This window comes from Streptomyces sp. NPDC057877 (assembly GCF_042796855.1).
Taxonomy (GTDB): domain Bacteria; phylum Actinomycetota; class Actinomycetes; order Streptomycetales; family Streptomycetaceae; genus Streptomyces.
The window spans coordinates 582,561-596,203 of the sequence record NZ_JBHVMS010000004.1 but is presented as its reverse complement, the minus strand read 5'-3'; the positions used below and the strand labels follow the sequence as shown (position 1 = coordinate 596,203).

Below are 13,643 nucleotides of genomic sequence, written 5' to 3'. Positions count from 1 at the left end.
GTGCTCTCTTCATTACGACGACGGGCGACGAAGCGAGATGCTTCCAGCGAATGCTTCAGGTTACCGGCGGGGACTGCCCCTCAACCAAATCGGTCCCGCCCAATGGCCCTCTCGACCTCGTATCGATCTTTTCGGGGCCCTCTCACCAGGTTTATTGACAATCGTTTCCATCGTCGCTGAAAATGAGTGTCATGAACGTACGACGACGACACATATCCGGCATCGCGGTCGCGGCAGCCGCCACGCTCGGTCTCTCCACCCTGACCGCCTGCTCCTCGGACAGCGCCGCCGCGGGCAACACGGACAAGTTCGACGTCGTCGCGTCGTTCTACCCGATGCAGTTCCTCGCCGAGCGGATCGGCGGCGAGCACGTGAACGTCACCACCCTCACCGAACCCGGCCAGGAACCGCACGACCTGGAGCTGAGCGCCAAGCAGACCGCCCAGCTCGGCGAGTCCGACGCGGTGCTCTACCTCAAGACCCTCCAGCCCGCCGTGGACGAGGCCATCGACCAGTCCGGCGTCAAGACGAAGATCGACGCGGCCACCCTCACCACGCTGGAGGACCACGGCGACGTGGAGCACGACCACGGCGGTGAGGAGGAGCACGCGGAGTCCGAGGAGGAGGAAGAGGGCGCCCTCGACCCGCACGTCTGGCTCGACCCGGTGAAGTACGCCGAGATCGCCCGCGGCGTCGGCGCCGCCTTCGAGAAGGCCGACCCGGACCACGCGGCCGACTACAAGAAGAACACCGAGGCCCTCGTCGGCGAACTCGACGGCCTGAACACCGCGTTCGAGGACGGCCTGAAGAACACCGACACCAAGGTCTTCTTCACCAACCACACCGCCTTCAGCTACCTCGCCGAGCGCTACGGCCTCACCCAGGAGGCCATCTCCGGCCTCGACCCGGAGAGCGAGCCCAGCCCCGCCCGGATCAGGGAACTCCAGGAGGAGGCCAAGGCCGACGGCGTGACCACCGTCTTCTACGAGACACTGGTCTCCGACAAGACCGCGAAGACCCTCGCCAAGGACGCGGGCCTGAAGACGGATGTCCTCGATCCGCTGGAGGGCATCACGGACAAGTCCAAGGGCGACGACTACTTCCAGGTCATGGAAGCCAACCTCAAGGCGCTGGAAACGGCCCTGGGCAGCAAATGATCGTTACGGAGGACGGCATGGCCAGCACCTCGGCCTCGGGCGAGCCCGTCATATCGCTGCGCGGTGTCCGCGCGGAACTGGGCGCGCGCCCCGTCCTGCGCGGCATCGACCTCACCGTGCGCCGCGGTGAGGTCGTCGCCCTGCTCGGCGCCAACGGCTCGGGCAAGTCGACGGCCGTGCGCGGCATCATCGGCCAGGTGCCGGTGAGCGCGGGCGAGGTGGAGCTGTTCGGCAGCCCGCTGCGCGGGTTCCGCGACTGGGGCCGGGTCGGCTACGTCCCGCAGCGCACCACGGCCGCGGGCGGCGTGCCCGCCACGGTCACCGAGGTCGTCACCTCCGGCCGCCTCTCCCGGGCCCGCTTCGGCATCCTCCGCAAGGCCGACCACGCCGCCGTACGCCACGCGCTGGAGCTGGTCGGCATGGCGGACCGGGCCAAGGACTCGGTGGGCGCGCTCTCCGGCGGCCAGCACCAGCGGGTGCTGATCGCCCGCGCCCTGGCCGCGGAACCCGAGCTGCTGATCATGGACGAGCCGATGGCGGGCGTCGACCTGGCGAGCCAGGAGGTCCTCGCGGCCACCCTGCGCGAACAGGTCGCCCGGGGCGTCTCGGTCCTCCTCGTCCTCCATGAACTCGGCCCGCTGGAACCGCTGATCGACCGCGCGGTGGTCCTGCGCGACGGCTGTGTGCTGCACGACGGCCCGCCGCCCAAGGCGGTCGGCCAGCACGCCCTGCCCGGCCACGACCACGTCCACCCGCACGCCCCCGAGGGCGCCGAACCGATGCGCACAGGACTGCTCAGCTGATGGAAATCCTCACCTACGACTTCATGCAGCGGGCGCTCCTGGCCGCCGTCCTGGTCGGCATCACCGCCCCCGCGGTCGGCATCTACCTGGTCCAGCGCCGCCAGGCCCTGATGGGCGACGGCATCGGCCACGTCGCGATGACCGGCGTCGGCCTCGGCTTCCTGCTCTCCTGGTCCCCGGTGTGGATGGCGACCGCCGTCGCCATCCTCGGCGCGGTCCTGATGGAACTGATCCGCTGGTACGGCAAGACACGCGGCGACATCGCCCTCGCCATGCTGTTCTACGGCGGCATGGCGGGCGGCGTGATGTTCATCAACCTCGCGCCGACCGGCTCCAACGCCAACCTGACGTCGTACCTCTTCGGCTCGCTCTCGACCGTCTCCGAGTCGGACGTGACGGCGATCAGCGTCCTCGCCGCCTTCGTGGTGCTGGTCACCCTGGGCCTGCGCCGCCAGTTGTTCGCGGTCAGCCAGGACGAGGAGTTCGCGCGGGTCACCGGGCTGCCGGTGCGCGCGCTGAACCTGCTGACGGCGATCACGGCGGCGGTGACGGTGACGGTCGCGATGCGGGTCGTCGGCCTGCTGCTGGTGTCGGCGCTGATGGTGGTGCCGGTGGCGGCGGCGCAGCAGCTCAGCCGCAGTTTCGCGGCGACGTTCGCGATCGCGGTGGCGATCGGCGTGGCGGTGACCATCGGGGGCACGGTGACGTCGTACTACCAGGACGTGCCGCCCGGCGCGACGATCGTGCTGCTGACCATCGGCGCGTTCATCATGCTGACCGTCCTGGCCACACCACTGGCCCGGCGCCGCGCGCGGGCCCTCGCCGCCGCACAGCCCGCCGGGGACCCCGCGGAGTGCGCGATTCCGGCCACGCGGGGAGCGGGCGACGGGGTCGGCGTCTGACCGCCCACGGACCGGGCTGGCACAATGGCCCGGCAGACCCAGACGTGAGGAGGCAACGGTGACCACCGCTGGACCGCCCGTGAAGGGCCGGGCCACCCGGCAGCGCGCCGCAGTGGCGGCAGCCCTGGAAGAGGTCGAGGAGTTCCGCAGCGCGCAGGAACTGCACGACATGCTCAAGCACAAGGGCGACTCGGTCGGACTCACCACCGTCTACCGCACGCTTCAGTCCCTCGCCGACGCGGGCGAGGTCGACGTCCTGCGCACCTCCGACGGCGAGTCCGTCTACCGCCGCTGCTCCACCGGCGAACACCACCACCACCTCGTCTGCCGCACCTGCGGCAAGGCGGTGGAGGTCGAAGGCCCGGCAGTCGAGAAGTGGGCCGAGGCCATCGCGGCGGAACACGGCTACGTCAACGTGGCCCACACGGTGGAGATCTTCGGCACCTGCGCGGACTGCGCGGCACTGACGTAGACATAGCTGCGGGCAGTCGTGCCGCTGGGGCGATGGGGGTCCCCCCTGCTCGAGCGAAGCCGAGAGCTTGGGGGAGGGTGGGCGCAGCCGCACCCCGCCAGCGCGGGCGAGCGGCACCCACCCCCGGCCAGCATCCCCGCCGGGTGCCCCCTTACAGAGACGGCAGCTTCGCGGCGAGCAGCTCACGCAGGCGGCTCACATCCGCCTCCGACCCCAACCCCCGCTTGGGCAACGCCTCGATCACGAGGATGTTCGGATCACGGCTGAGCAGCACGAAGTGGTCACGGGTCTCGCGATGCCCCCGAAACGCCGACCACCGCTGCGTCAACGTCGCATGCTCGGTCCGCGCGGTGATCCCCTCCGCGCCCACCACCGACCGGTACTCCCCCTGCCAGGACACCGTCCGAAACACATGGTTGGCCTGCAGATACGGCATGAACCAGAGCACGGCCCCGCAGACCGCCCACAGCACCAGGGACAGCACACCGACCCCCGCCAGCACACCCCCCAGCACCAGCAGCGTGAACACCACCGCGAACGCCCCCCGCACCAGCGCGGCCTTCCGCACCCGGTCCCGCACCCGGATCCCGATCACGATGTCGGACCGGGAAGGCCGGTACACCAGCTCAACCACAGCCGTGTCCACGCCCGGTATGTCCTGACTCAACTCCGCTTGCCCTCCATCCCCAGCAGCTCCTCATTGGGAATCGCGCCACCGAACCGCCGATCCCGCGAAGCGAACTCCACGCACGCCCGCCACAGATCACGCCGGTCGAAGTCCGGCCACAGCACGTCCTGGAAGACCATCTCGGCGTACGCGCTCTGCCACAGCAGGTAGTTGGACGTGCGCTGCTCACCACTCGGCCGCAGGAAGAGGTCGACATCCGGCATGTCCGGGTAGTACAGGTACTTCGCGAAGGTCTTCTCCGTCACCTTCGACGGATCGAGCCGCCCGGCCCGCACGTCCTCCGCCAGCGCCTGCGCCGCGTCCGCGATCTCGGCCCGCCCGCCGTAGTTCATGCAGAAGTACAGCGTCAGCCGGTCGTTGTCCTTCGTCTGCTCCTGCGCGACCAGCAGCTCCTTCGCCACCGACTTCCACAGCTTCGGCATCCGCCCGACCCACCGCACCCGCACGCCCAGCTCGTCCAGCTGGTCGCGCGTCTTGCGGATGAAGTCCCGGTTGAAGTTCATCAGGAAGCGCACCTCGTCCGGCGACCGCTTCCAGTTCTCGGTGGAGAAGGCGTACAGCGAGATGGCCCCGACGTCCATCTCGATCGCCCCCTGGAGCACGTCGAGCACGCACTCCGCGCCCACCTTGTGCCCCTCGGTACGCGGCAGCCCGCGCTCCTTCGCCCACCGCCCGTTGCCGTCCATGATGATCGCCACATGGTTCGGCACCAGTTCGCCGGGCAGCTTCGGCGGCCGAGCGCCGGACGGGTGCGGCTCCGGCGTCCCGTACTCGCGGCGCTGGCGTCCCAGGAATCCGCGTACGACCATGTGCGTCTCTTCTCTCTTACGATCTCTCGCGATCCCTCGCGAACTTACTTCTCTACGTAGCGCAGCGAGCGCAGTCCGCGCTCCAGATGCCAGTGCAGATAGGCGGAGACCAGTCCGCTCCCCTCCCGCACATGCCGCGCCTCACACGCGTCGGCGGTCTCCCAGTCTCCCGTGAGCAGCGCGCCGAGCAGTTCCAGGGTCTGCGGCGACGGTACGACGCTCCCGGGTACCCGGCAGTCCACGCATACCGTGCCGCCCGACGCCACCGAGAAGAACCGGTTCGGGCCGGGCATGCCGCACTTCGCGCAGTCGCCGAAGCTGGGCGCGTAGCCGTTCACGGCGAGGGAGCGCAGCAGGAAGGCGTCGAGGACCAGATGCGGGGCGTGCTCCCCGCGCGCGAGGGTGCGCAGCGCGCCGACCAGCAGCAGGTACTGCTGCACCGCGGGCTCGCCCTCGTGGTCGGTGAACCGCTCGGCCGTCTCCAGCATCGCCGTCCCGGCCGTGTACCGCGCGTAGTCGGTGACGATCCCGCCCCCGTACGGCGCGATGGTCTCACTCTGTGTGCACAGCGGCAGCCCGCGCCCGATCAGCTCGCTCCCCCGCGCGAAGAACTGCACGTCGACGTGGGAGAAGGGCTCCAGCCGCGCCCCGAACTTCGACTTCGTCCGCCGCACCCCGCGCGCCACGGCGCGTACCCGGCCGTGACCGCGTGTGAGCAGCGTGATGATCCGGTCCGCCTCACCCAGCTTCTGGGTGCGCAGCACGATGCCGTCGTCGCGGAACAGACTCATGGAGCCCATTCTCGCGTACGGCTAGAGCGGCCGGGTCCGGCCCGCGTAACAGGCGGGCAACAGGCGTCACCGGCGGCGATCGGGCTGCCGTATCGCGTCCCAGGGGGCGAGGTTCCACGGGCTGGCACGGTTCGCCGGGTCCAGCAGCGAGCGCAGATGCGCGTCGGCGGCGGCCTGCGGGGCGGGGAAGTCCGCGTCCGGGGTGCCGCGCAGCCCGTCCCGCCACACCTGCCGTCCCAGCAGGTAGTGATCGGCGTACGCGCCCCAGGAGCCGTACGTCCCCACCACCGCGGGCACGATGTTCTTCAGCGCGGTCCACGCGTCGCCCTCGCCGATCATCCCGCACGCGAAACCGCGCCGGGTGATGTCGGCGTACAGGGCGGCGTCCCAGGCGAGCGGCGCGACGCCGGTGAGCCGGTAGGCCCGCGCCCGGTACCCGGTGCGGGCCAGGTCGTCCAGGCGGTCGACCAGCTCCTCACGCGTGGTGATCTCCCACTGCTCGGCCAGCCAGGCCCGCGCGCTGTCGTCGTCGATGCGGGTGAACGGGTACAGGGTGGTACGCGAGGCCGTGCGGTCCCTGCTCACCGGCGCGCTCAGCGACACCATCCACAGCTGGTGCGCGGTGAGCGCGTCCGGGTAGCGCCGGACGGCCTTCGGCCCTCGTCTCCTCCAGTTCCAGAAGCCCATGCGCCCGCACCCTAACGTCAGGCCCTCAAGGCACCTCACCCCGGCTGCGGGCGTTGGCGTACGCGGTCGCCTCCCGGAGGCGCTCGGCGGGGGTGGCGAGTCGTACGGCGCCGGGTTCCGCGTCCCATTCCTTGCCGCCGCCGTAGGGTCTGAGTTGGACGTACGGCCCTTCATGCCCCATGACGATTCCCAGTCTCCCGGTTCGAATGTCGATCACGTATGCCCCCAGCGGTGCCTTCATTGAATCCCCGTACCCTTTCCTGGTGACGCCGTCATGGACTTCCCGCCCTATTCGGATTTCACCCATTTCACCGTCTCGGCGGCCCGGGACACCTACACTCGGCAGGAGTCTGTGCTCTACAAGTACGGTGTCGCATAGGGAGGTTGGCCATGGCCAACGGCTCACGCCAAGCAGCCTGGGAGTTCTTCGGCGCGGAACTGCGGCGGCGCCGCGAGGAAGCGGGGCTTACCCAGCAGAAGCTGGCGGACCAGGTCTTCGTCTCCGGCGCGTACATCGGGCAGTTCGAGCACGCCATTCGAAAACCCCAGCTGGATATCGCCCAGCGGATCGATGAGATCCTGCGAACCGACGGTATTTTCGAGCGTCTGTGTCGGAAACTTGTCGACAACAAGCGGTACGCGGATTACTTCGCGGAGGTCGTGGCGCTGGAACAGACGGCAACGAAGATCTGCGAGTTCGCAGCAACCGTCGTGCCAGGCCTGTTGCAAACGGCGGCATACGCGCGGGCCATCACCATCGCGGCGAACCCGTTCGTCACGGACGAGTACGTCGAGGAGAAGGTCGCCGCCCGACTGGAGCGCCAGCACGTCCTCAAGGCCCCTACAAAACCCGAGTATTGGGTCGTCATGCACGAGAACGTGCTACGTGTCCAAGTCGGTGACCAGAAGGCGATGGCCGAGCAGCTGGCGCGGATCGCCGGACTGATGCGTGAGCGCAAGGTGTGGGTGACGGTCATCCCGTACACGGCTGGAGCACACGCCTCCATGGGCGGGATGCTTCAGCTCATGGAGTTCGATGACGCACCGCCCATCGCCTATACAGAGACGTCGTTTTCGGGAACCTTGATGGACGATGCGGCTGTGGTGAAGCGCGCACACCGAGCATACGATCTGCTCAGGGTCGCCGCGCTGTCGCCGGAGGCGTCCCTCGACCTGATGGAGTCGGCGGCTGAGGATTACAGACGATGCACGAGTACGGCCTGAGCAACGCCCGCTGGCGCAAGAGCAGCTACAGCAACGGCGAGGGCGGCAGCTGCGTCGAGATCGCCGACGGAGTCCCCGGTACCGTCCCCGTCCGCGACAGCAAGCTCACCCCCGAAGGCCCCGTGCTCCTCTTCCCCGCCCGCGCCTGGGGCGCCTTCGTCTCGGCGCTGGCGGATTGAGCGTCACCCGGGCGGCCAGCCCCACCGACCTGGGCGAACTCCGTACTCTCCTCGTCGACGCGTGCGCACAGGCCACCGTCCCACCCCCCGCCCTCCTCGCCGAGGCCGTCACCCGCGACCTCGTCCACGTGGCGGAACACGACGGCGAGTTGCTCGGCTGTGTCGTCGCGGAGATGCCCTCCCCCGCGCATCTGCGGCTCACCGCGGTCGCCGTCCGTGCCGGGTCACGCCGTGAGGGTGTCGCCGCGCGGCTGGTCACCGAGCTGGTGCGGAGCTTCCCGCGGGGCGGGGCGGGCGAACCGCCGCTGATCTCCGCGCTGGTGAGGACGGACGCCGTCGCGGTGACCCGGCTGCTGCTGGCGTGCGGGTTCATCGGGACGCGGATCATGCGCTCGGACGGGGACCTGCTCGTCTACTTCCAGTACAAGTCCCGCGTGGAGTACCTCGACCCGGACGCCCGGCACCTCGTACCCGTCAAGGCGCGGGAGCAGCTCGTGGAGTCGCTGGCGCCGTCCGATCACGCGGTGACGGCGCTGGTGACGCTGGGCGGTGAACCGGCGTTCGAGATCGCGCGGTTCGAGCAGGACGATCCGGCGACCCTCCAGTCCGGCGAGGCGGCGGCCGGGATCGCCTTCTCGGGGTCGATCCTGGCGGCGATCACCTTCCTGCTGGGCTTCGCCTTCTCGTCGGGCCGGTTCCCCGACGACGTACGGCTGCTCCTGATCGGGGCGACCTTCAGCACCGTACTGTCGCTGATCGTCTACGCGAGCGCCTCCGGCGAGCTGGCGCGGATCCGCTCGAACTCGTTCGGGAAGATCATGAAGTGGGGCAACGTGCTGTCGGAGTACGGCGGGGTGTTCCCCTTCCTGATCTCGCTGCCCGTCACCTACGCCCAGGCCAGCGGCAACGCGTGGACGACGATGGTGCTGGCGGTGCTGCTCAGCGCGGCGATCGCCTGGTACGAGCGGTCGGAGTTCTCGATAGCCCATCGCTTTCAGCGCTCGCGCACCGAGGTCGCGCTGACGATCCTCACGGCGGTGTCGCCGACCGTCGGGGCGGCGCTGATCTCGGCGGAGGTGACCAGTTGGCCGTGGACGCTCGCCCTGACGGGCACGCTCGCGGCGCGGACCTGGCTGTACCTGTTCCGCAGGGGGGCGGAGGCCGGGGTCGCGGAGCGCAGGCAGTGGCAGTTCAGGGGGTAGGGGTTGCGGTAGGGGGTTCCTGCGCGAGTGCCTTGTGGACCCGCTCGGTGATCTCGCGGGCGCAGCCCCAGGAGAGGGTGATTCCGGCGCCGCCGTGGCCGTAGTTGTGCAGGAGGAGGGTGCCGTCGCGCCGCTCCTCGGTGAGGCGGACCGTGCCGCGGGCGGGGCGCAGTCCGACGCGGTGTTCGAGCACGCGGGCGTCGGCGATCGACGGTTCGACGGCGGCGCAGCGGCGGATGATCGCCTCGGCGGCGGCCGGGTCGGGGGTGAGGTCCCAGGTGCCGCGGTCGGCGGTGCCGCCGAGGACGAGGACGTCGGGGTGGGGGTAGATGTAGGTGAGTTGCGTGGCGCCGGGGGTGTCGTCGCAGAAGAAGGTGTCGATGCCGGGGTTCTCGACCACCACGAGCTGGCCGCGTACCGCTTCCACCTCGGGGTCGGCGGCCAGTGAACGCGCCCCGGCCCCGGCGCAGTTGACGACGACCGGCGCCTCGCGCACCGCCGCGTCGAGTGTGTCGTGGTGGTGGCGGCGCAGTCGCCCGCCCGCCGCGGTGAGCCGTCCGGCCAGGTAGCGGAGGTAGCGGGGCATGTCCACCAGGGGCGCGCGGTAGCGCCACCCGGCGACGTAGCCCGGACGCAGCTCGCCCGGGGCGCACATGCGGGCGCCTGCCATGGGGCCCCACGTGGGCATGTCGCAGGGGACCTTGGACTCCTGGGTGCCTTCGACCATGCGGACCCCGGTGTCCCAGAGGTCCGCGTCGGTGCTCAGCTCGGTCAGCTCCGAGAGGGTCACCCAGCTCCACCGCTCGACCACGTCGCCGGGCTCGACCAGATACGGGTCCCACATCGCGCCCGCGGCAGCGGAGGTCGTCGCGTCGGGCGGCAGGTCGGTGTCCACGCGGACGTCGAGTCCGGACTCCGCGAGACACACCGCCGTGGTGAGCCCCGAGACTCCGGCGCCGATCACCACCACGCTGGTCGCCATGGATCGCCTCCCTGTCCCGGGGTCGTCGTCGCCGCCCGCGCTTCGAGGTTAACCGAACGCCTCGGGGGCGCCCCTGATGCCGGTCCTGGGGTAATCCCCCGGGCACATGGGGTGACACCCGGATGTGACTGGCAGTCAACTTCGCGCAGGCTGGTGCGCATGAAGCCGATCATCCGTACCGCTGCCCTGCTCACCGCGACCGCCGCCGTCGTGGCCCTCGCCGCGCCCGTCACCGCGTCCGCCACCGCCGCCGACCCGTCCGGCCCCCTCGAGTGGACCGCGTGCGAGGGCGAGGGCCTCGATCCCCGGCAGGAGTGTGCGACCGTCTCCGTGCCCATGGACTACGCCGATCCCGGTGGTCCCGTGATCGAGGTCGCCGTCTCCCGCATCCCGAGCGAGAAGCCGGGCGCGCGGCGCGGGGTGCTGCTGCTGATCCCGGGCGGGCCCGGTGGGTCCAGTCTCGGCGACCCCTCGGGCAAGGGGCAGCTGCTGCCGCGGAAGGTGCGCGACACCTATGACCTGGTCGGATTCGCGCCGCGCGGGGTCGCGCCGTCCACGTCGGTGAGCTGCGGCCTCGACCACGCCGACCTCGCGACCTCACGGCTGCGGCCCTGGCCCGCGCCGGACGGCGGCATCACGGAGAACATGGCCACCGCCCGTCGTACGGCCGAGGCCTGCGCCCGCAACGGCGGCCCGCTGATCCGGCACCTGAGCACCGCCAACGAGGCCCGCGACATCGACCGCGTCCGGGCCGCGCTGGGCGAGCGGAAGCTGTCGGCGTGGGGTGTGTCGTACGGGACGTATGTCGGGGCGGTCTACAGCCAGTTGTTCCCGCACCGCACCGACCGCGTCGTGCTGGACAGCAACGACGATCCCGACCCCGCCCGCGTCGCCCGCGCCTGGCTCGCCGGGCACGAGCAGGGCGTGGAGGACGTCTTCCCCGACTTCGCGCGGTGGGCCGCCAAGCCCGGCAACCCGGACCGCGTCGCGGAGACCGCCGCCGAGGTGCGTCCGCTGTTCCTGCGGCTCGCCGCCCGCCTCGACCGGGAGCCCCTCCCCTGGCCGGGCGCCAATCCGGAGGAGCTGAACGGCAATGTGCTGCGCCAGACCATGCTGGACAGCCTCTACCGGCCCAGCCGCTACCCGGCCCTGGCCCGGCTGATGCTGGCCGCCGGGCAGGGCACCGCACCGCCCGCGCCCGCCGCCCCGCCGGAGTCCGTGCTCCAGAACGTCACCGCCGTCGGCGCTGGCACCCTCTGCAACGACGTCGCCTGGCCGAGGACCGCCGCCGAGTACGAGGACGACGTCCGCGTCAGCCGTGAGAGGTTCCCGCTCACCGCCGGTATGCCGCGCAACGCCATGCTGTGCGCCGCCTGGCCCTTCCCGCCCAAGGAGCCGCCGGTGCGCGTCACCGACCAGGGGCCGTCCAACGTCCTGCTCATACAGAACGCCCGCGATGTCGCCACCCCCCTCGCCGGTGCCCGCAAGCTGCGCGCCGCCCTCGGTGAGCGCGCCGTCATGGTCACCGTGGACTCCACCGGCCATGACGCCTACCTCGCCCACGGCAACGCCTGCGGTGACGCCACCGTCTCCCGCTTCCTGGCCACCGGTCAGCGGCCCGGCGCCGACCTCTACTGCCGCTGAGCGAACCGCGCGACGTACCCGCGCTGCCACGGCGTCTCCACCGCCCGCCGGTCGTAGTGCGCGCGGACGTACGCCACCGCCTCCGCCGCCGGTACGCCGTCCAGCACCGCCAGACAGGCGAGCGCCGTGCCGGTGCGGCCCTTGCCGCCCCTGCAGGCGACCTCGGTCCGCTCCCGCACCGCCCGCTCCCACACCTCGGTCAGCTCGGCGCGGGCGGCGGCGCGGTCGGCCGGGAGCCAGAAGTCCCGCCAGCGCAGCCAGTGGGACTCCCAGGGCACGGCGGGCGGCTGCTTGCCGAGGAGGTAGAGGCCGTAGGAGGGCTCAGGCGCCCCAGGGGTCAGTGGGCGCCGTAGACCGCGGCCTCGCACCAGGCGGCCGGACGGCAGTCGTAGTACGCCCGTGTCGCCCTCGTCCCACAGCTCGCCCACCCGGATCTCCTCCTCAGCCTCGGCCGTCTCGTAGGACACCCTTTCAACAGGTACGGCGCGCCGGGCAACCGATTCCGCCGAACAGGTGGTCTGGAGGGCGAGGAGGGGGTGCTTGATGCAAGCCGAACTGGAGGACCGGTTCCAGGAGTTCGTCAGAGCCCGTTGGTCCCATCTGGTGCGCACCGCCTATCTGCTGACCGGCGACGCGCACCACGCCGAGGATCTGACGCAGACGGCACTGGCGAAGGCGTACCGCTCCTGGCGGCGCGTCTCGCGCGCCGACAACCCGGAGGCCTACGTCCGCCGGATGCTCGTCACCTGCAACCGCGACCGCTTCCGCAAGCGACGGATCGCCGAGGCCCTGACCGCGGAGCCGCCCGAGCGGGTGGGGCGTGATGACGCGGTGTCGTGGGCCGACGAGCGCGGCGCCCTGCTCGCCGCGCTGGCCCAGTTGCCCAAGCGGCAGCGGGCCGTGGTCGTCCTGCGCTACTGGGAGGACCTGTCGGAGGCCGAGGTGGCCGAGTCGCTCGGCTGCTCGCCGGGGACCGTCAAGAGCCAGGCGTCCAAGGGGCTGGCGAAGCTGCGTACGTATCCGGGGCTGGCGCAGGTCATGGACGGGCCCGCGCGGGGCGTCACACGCAGGGGAGAGGAAAGCAGGGCATGAACGACAACGAGTTCGAGGAGCGGGTGCGGGACCTGCTCGCCGAGGACGCCTCCACCATCAGCCCCTCCCCCGCGCCCTACCCCGCCATCCGGCGGCGGGGCGCGTCCTGGCGGCGGCGCCGGGTGGCGGCGGCCGGGGCCGCGCTGGTGACGCTGGCGGCGGTGCCGGTGGGGGCGTACGCGCTGACCGGCTCGGACGCGGGCGGGGGCGGGGGCCCGGCGGCGTCCGCCACGGCCAGCGTGTCACCGACCCCGACGCCGACGGCCACGGAGACCGCCACGCGGGGCGTGCTGCTGGACGGCATCACCTACGAGCAGGCGGTCGAGGACCTCGAGTACTGCGTCGGGTTCCGCCAGCCCGACGTCCCGGAGACCAGCGACTACGGCGACCCCGACGACTACCGCGTCCTGCTCGCGATGCGCAGCACCGGCGACAGCAACGCCCCCGGCGACGGCCGCTTCGTCGTCGCGGTGGCCGACGGGACGCCCGTGAAGCGGCTGATCTGCACCCTGAAGGACGGCGACGACGGGCCGGGGCGCAACGTCAGCGGCGGTGACCTCGGGACGCCGGAGTCCGGTCCCGTCGTACCGGACGGCAACGCGCACAAGCTCTACCAGCAGTCCCTCCTCGACAAGGGCGCCTGGAAGCTCCCCTTCCGGTGGGCGGGCATCGGCACCGTCGAGGACTCCGTGGAGCGGGTGACCGTCGAGTACGGCGACGAGACCAGCGAGGCCGTCCTCGACGACGGCTGGTACGTGGCCAACGGCGAGCTGGACCGGCAGGTCACCAAGGCCCCGCACGTCAAGGGCTACGACGCGGGCGGCAGGCTCGTCTACGACTCCGACGACGACCCGGGCTATATGAAGGACCTCCCCTAGGCACCCGCGCGGGAGGGACGCTCCCAAGCGCCCCTCCCGTGCCACGCGCGCCTGTCTTGACCACCCCCACGGCCCCTCCTATGGTCGCGCTGACTGCCCGATATTTCCGGGTATGCACCGTGAATGCCCCGTG

17 protein-coding genes are annotated in these 13,643 nt (G+C 71.1%); 10 read left to right on the top strand and 7 right to left on the bottom strand.

Annotated features, from left to right (window positions below):
* The first annotated feature begins 191 nt into the window (after nt 1-191).
* Genes ACFVQG_RS14235 through ACFVQG_RS14220 form a run of 4 tightly spaced genes read left to right on the top strand, consistent with a single transcriptional unit; the run spans nt 192 to nt 3,334 of the window.
* Nucleotides 192-1,157: a metal ABC transporter solute-binding protein, Zn/Mn family gene (locus tag ACFVQG_RS14235; RefSeq protein ID WP_383381247.1), complete on the top strand. Its 966-nt coding sequence runs from the start codon at nt 192-194 to the stop codon at nt 1,155-1,157.
* Nucleotides 1,158-1,174: 17 nt separating this feature from the next.
* Entirely contained in the window at nt 1,175-1,960 is a 786-nt protein-coding gene (locus ACFVQG_RS14230; protein ID WP_383381244.1) for a metal ABC transporter ATP-binding protein, read from the top strand.
* Nucleotides 1,960-2,862: a metal ABC transporter permease gene (locus tag ACFVQG_RS14225; RefSeq protein ID WP_383381241.1), complete on the top strand. Its 903-nt coding sequence runs from the start codon at nt 1,960-1,962 to the stop codon at nt 2,860-2,862. The genes ACFVQG_RS14230 and ACFVQG_RS14225 overlap by 1 nt, the downstream gene beginning before the upstream one ends.
* Before the next feature lie 58 nt (nt 2,863-2,920).
* Nucleotides 2,921-3,334, top strand: coding sequence for a Fur family transcriptional regulator (locus tag ACFVQG_RS14220; protein WP_383381239.1), 414 nt, complete (start codon nt 2,921-2,923; stop codon nt 3,332-3,334).
* Between the two features lie 151 nt (nt 3,335-3,485).
* Here ACFVQG_RS14220 and ACFVQG_RS14215 read toward each other — a convergent pair whose 3' ends face one another.
* The 5 genes from ACFVQG_RS14215 to ACFVQG_RS14195 all read right to left on the bottom strand — a co-directional run bounded on the left by ACFVQG_RS14215 (nt 3,486) and on the right by ACFVQG_RS14195 (nt 6,550).
* Nucleotides 3,486-3,980, bottom strand: a complete 495-nt coding sequence (locus tag ACFVQG_RS14215) for a YcxB family protein (RefSeq protein ID WP_383381237.1) — start codon at nt 3,978-3,980, stop codon at nt 3,486-3,488.
* A gap of 17 nt (nt 3,981-3,997) precedes the next feature.
* The gene (locus tag ACFVQG_RS14210) at nt 3,998-4,831 is read right to left on the bottom strand and encodes an isoprenyl transferase (protein ID WP_383381234.1); all 834 of its coding nucleotides are present in this window, start codon (nt 4,829-4,831) and stop codon (nt 3,998-4,000) included.
* Nucleotides 4,832-4,875: 44 nt separating this feature from the next.
* Complete coding sequence (recO, locus tag ACFVQG_RS14205; protein ID WP_383381231.1) at nt 4,876-5,622, bottom strand: DNA repair protein RecO; 747 nt, start codon at nt 5,620-5,622, stop codon at nt 4,876-4,878.
* A gap of 66 nt (nt 5,623-5,688) precedes the next feature.
* On the bottom strand, nt 5,689-6,309 hold the full coding sequence (locus tag ACFVQG_RS14200) for a DUF1266 domain-containing protein (protein ID WP_383381228.1): 621 nt from the start codon (nt 6,307-6,309) through the stop codon (nt 5,689-5,691).
* 25 nt (nt 6,310-6,334) lie between these two features.
* Entirely contained in the window at nt 6,335-6,550 is a 216-nt protein-coding gene (locus tag ACFVQG_RS14195) for a hypothetical protein (protein WP_383381225.1), read from the bottom strand.
* A 149-nt stretch (nt 6,551-6,699) separates the two neighbouring features.
* Here ACFVQG_RS14195 and ACFVQG_RS14190 point away from each other — a divergent pair, with 149 nt between their 5' ends.
* From ACFVQG_RS14190 to ACFVQG_RS14180, 3 genes are read left to right on the top strand one after another with little or no spacing between them, the layout of a single operon-like run.
* The gene (locus tag ACFVQG_RS14190) at nt 6,700-7,533 is read left to right on the top strand and encodes a Scr1 family TA system antitoxin-like transcriptional regulator (RefSeq protein ID WP_383381222.1); all 834 of its coding nucleotides are present in this window, start codon (nt 6,700-6,702) and stop codon (nt 7,531-7,533) included.
* Nucleotides 7,515-7,712 (top strand): DUF397 domain-containing protein, encoded by a 198-nt coding sequence (locus ACFVQG_RS14185; protein WP_383381219.1) that lies wholly within the window; start codon nt 7,515-7,517, stop codon nt 7,710-7,712. Before ACFVQG_RS14190 ends, ACFVQG_RS14185 begins: the two co-directional genes overlap by 19 nt.
* Nucleotides 7,709-8,914 carry a GNAT family N-acetyltransferase gene (locus tag ACFVQG_RS14180; RefSeq protein WP_383381216.1) on the top strand — a complete coding sequence of 402 codons (1,206 nt, stop codon included), beginning with the start codon at nt 7,709-7,711 and terminating at the stop codon, nt 8,912-8,914. The genes ACFVQG_RS14185 and ACFVQG_RS14180 overlap by 4 nt, the downstream gene beginning before the upstream one ends.
* Here ACFVQG_RS14180 and ACFVQG_RS14175 read toward each other — a convergent pair.
* Nucleotides 8,904-9,896 (bottom strand): FAD-dependent oxidoreductase, encoded by a 993-nt coding sequence (locus tag ACFVQG_RS14175; protein WP_383381213.1) that lies wholly within the window; start codon nt 9,894-9,896, stop codon nt 8,904-8,906. The two genes, ACFVQG_RS14180 and ACFVQG_RS14175, sit on opposite strands and share 11 nt — an antisense overlap.
* A 159-nt stretch (nt 9,897-10,055) precedes the next feature.
* Here ACFVQG_RS14175 and ACFVQG_RS14170 point away from each other — a divergent pair, with 159 nt between their 5' ends.
* Complete coding sequence (locus ACFVQG_RS14170; protein WP_383381210.1) at nt 10,056-11,540, top strand: alpha/beta hydrolase; 1,485 nt, start codon at nt 10,056-10,058, stop codon at nt 11,538-11,540.
* Here the strand turns inward: ACFVQG_RS14170 and ACFVQG_RS14165 are convergent.
* Nucleotides 11,528-12,007 carry a protein phosphatase gene (locus ACFVQG_RS14165; protein ID WP_383381207.1) on the bottom strand — a complete coding sequence of 160 codons (480 nt, stop codon included), beginning with the start codon at nt 12,005-12,007 and terminating at the stop codon, nt 11,528-11,530. The genes ACFVQG_RS14170 and ACFVQG_RS14165 overlap by 13 nt on opposite strands.
* A gap of 76 nt (nt 12,008-12,083) precedes the next feature.
* On the opposite strand from ACFVQG_RS14165, the gene ACFVQG_RS14160 reads away from it, so the two are divergent.
* Together ACFVQG_RS14160 and ACFVQG_RS14155 are read left to right on the top strand one after the other, a co-directional pair.
* On the top strand, nt 12,084-12,632 hold the full coding sequence (locus tag ACFVQG_RS14160; protein ID WP_383381204.1) for a SigE family RNA polymerase sigma factor: 549 nt from the start codon (nt 12,084-12,086) through the stop codon (nt 12,630-12,632).
* A complete protein-coding gene (locus tag ACFVQG_RS14155; protein ID WP_383381200.1) occupies nt 12,629-13,510 on the top strand; it encodes a hypothetical protein in 882 nt (293 codons plus the stop codon). The genes ACFVQG_RS14160 and ACFVQG_RS14155 overlap by 4 nt, the downstream gene beginning before the upstream one ends.
* Nucleotides 13,511-13,643 lie beyond the last annotated feature (133 nt).

Excerpts from the sequence above, each read along its gene's own strand:
- ACFVQG_RS14195 (WP_383381225.1), bottom strand. The coding sequence starts at position 6,550 with ATGAAGGCACCGCTGGGGGCATACGTGATCGACATTCGAACCGGGAGA.
- ACFVQG_RS14200 (WP_383381228.1), bottom strand. The coding sequence starts at position 6,309 with ATGGGCTTCTGGAACTGGAGGAGACGAGGGCCGAAGGCCGTCCGGCGC.
- ACFVQG_RS14175 (WP_383381213.1), bottom strand. The coding sequence starts at position 9,896 with ATGGCGACCAGCGTGGTGGTGATCGGCGCCGGAGTCTCGGGGCTCACC.
- ACFVQG_RS14235 (WP_383381247.1), top strand. The coding sequence starts at position 192 with ATGAACGTACGACGACGACACATATCCGGCATCGCGGTCGCGGCAGCC.
- ACFVQG_RS14170 (WP_383381210.1), top strand. The coding sequence starts at position 10,056 with ATGAAGCCGATCATCCGTACCGCTGCCCTGCTCACCGCGACCGCCGCC.
- ACFVQG_RS14185 (WP_383381219.1), top strand. The coding sequence starts at position 7,515 with ATGCACGAGTACGGCCTGAGCAACGCCCGCTGGCGCAAGAGCAGCTAC.
- ACFVQG_RS14230 (WP_383381244.1), top strand. The coding sequence starts at position 1,175 with ATGGCCAGCACCTCGGCCTCGGGCGAGCCCGTCATATCGCTGCGCGGT.
- recO (WP_383381231.1), bottom strand. The coding sequence starts at position 5,622 with ATGAGTCTGTTCCGCGACGACGGCATCGTGCTGCGCACCCAGAAGCTG.
- ACFVQG_RS14160 (WP_383381204.1), top strand. The coding sequence starts at position 12,084 with ATGCAAGCCGAACTGGAGGACCGGTTCCAGGAGTTCGTCAGAGCCCGT.
- ACFVQG_RS14155 (WP_383381200.1), top strand. The coding sequence starts at position 12,629 with ATGAACGACAACGAGTTCGAGGAGCGGGTGCGGGACCTGCTCGCCGAG.
- ACFVQG_RS14210 (WP_383381234.1), bottom strand. The coding sequence starts at position 4,831 with ATGGTCGTACGCGGATTCCTGGGACGCCAGCGCCGCGAGTACGGGACG.
- ACFVQG_RS14225 (WP_383381241.1), top strand. The coding sequence starts at position 1,960 with ATGGAAATCCTCACCTACGACTTCATGCAGCGGGCGCTCCTGGCCGCC.
- ACFVQG_RS14190 (WP_383381222.1), top strand. The coding sequence starts at position 6,700 with ATGGCCAACGGCTCACGCCAAGCAGCCTGGGAGTTCTTCGGCGCGGAA.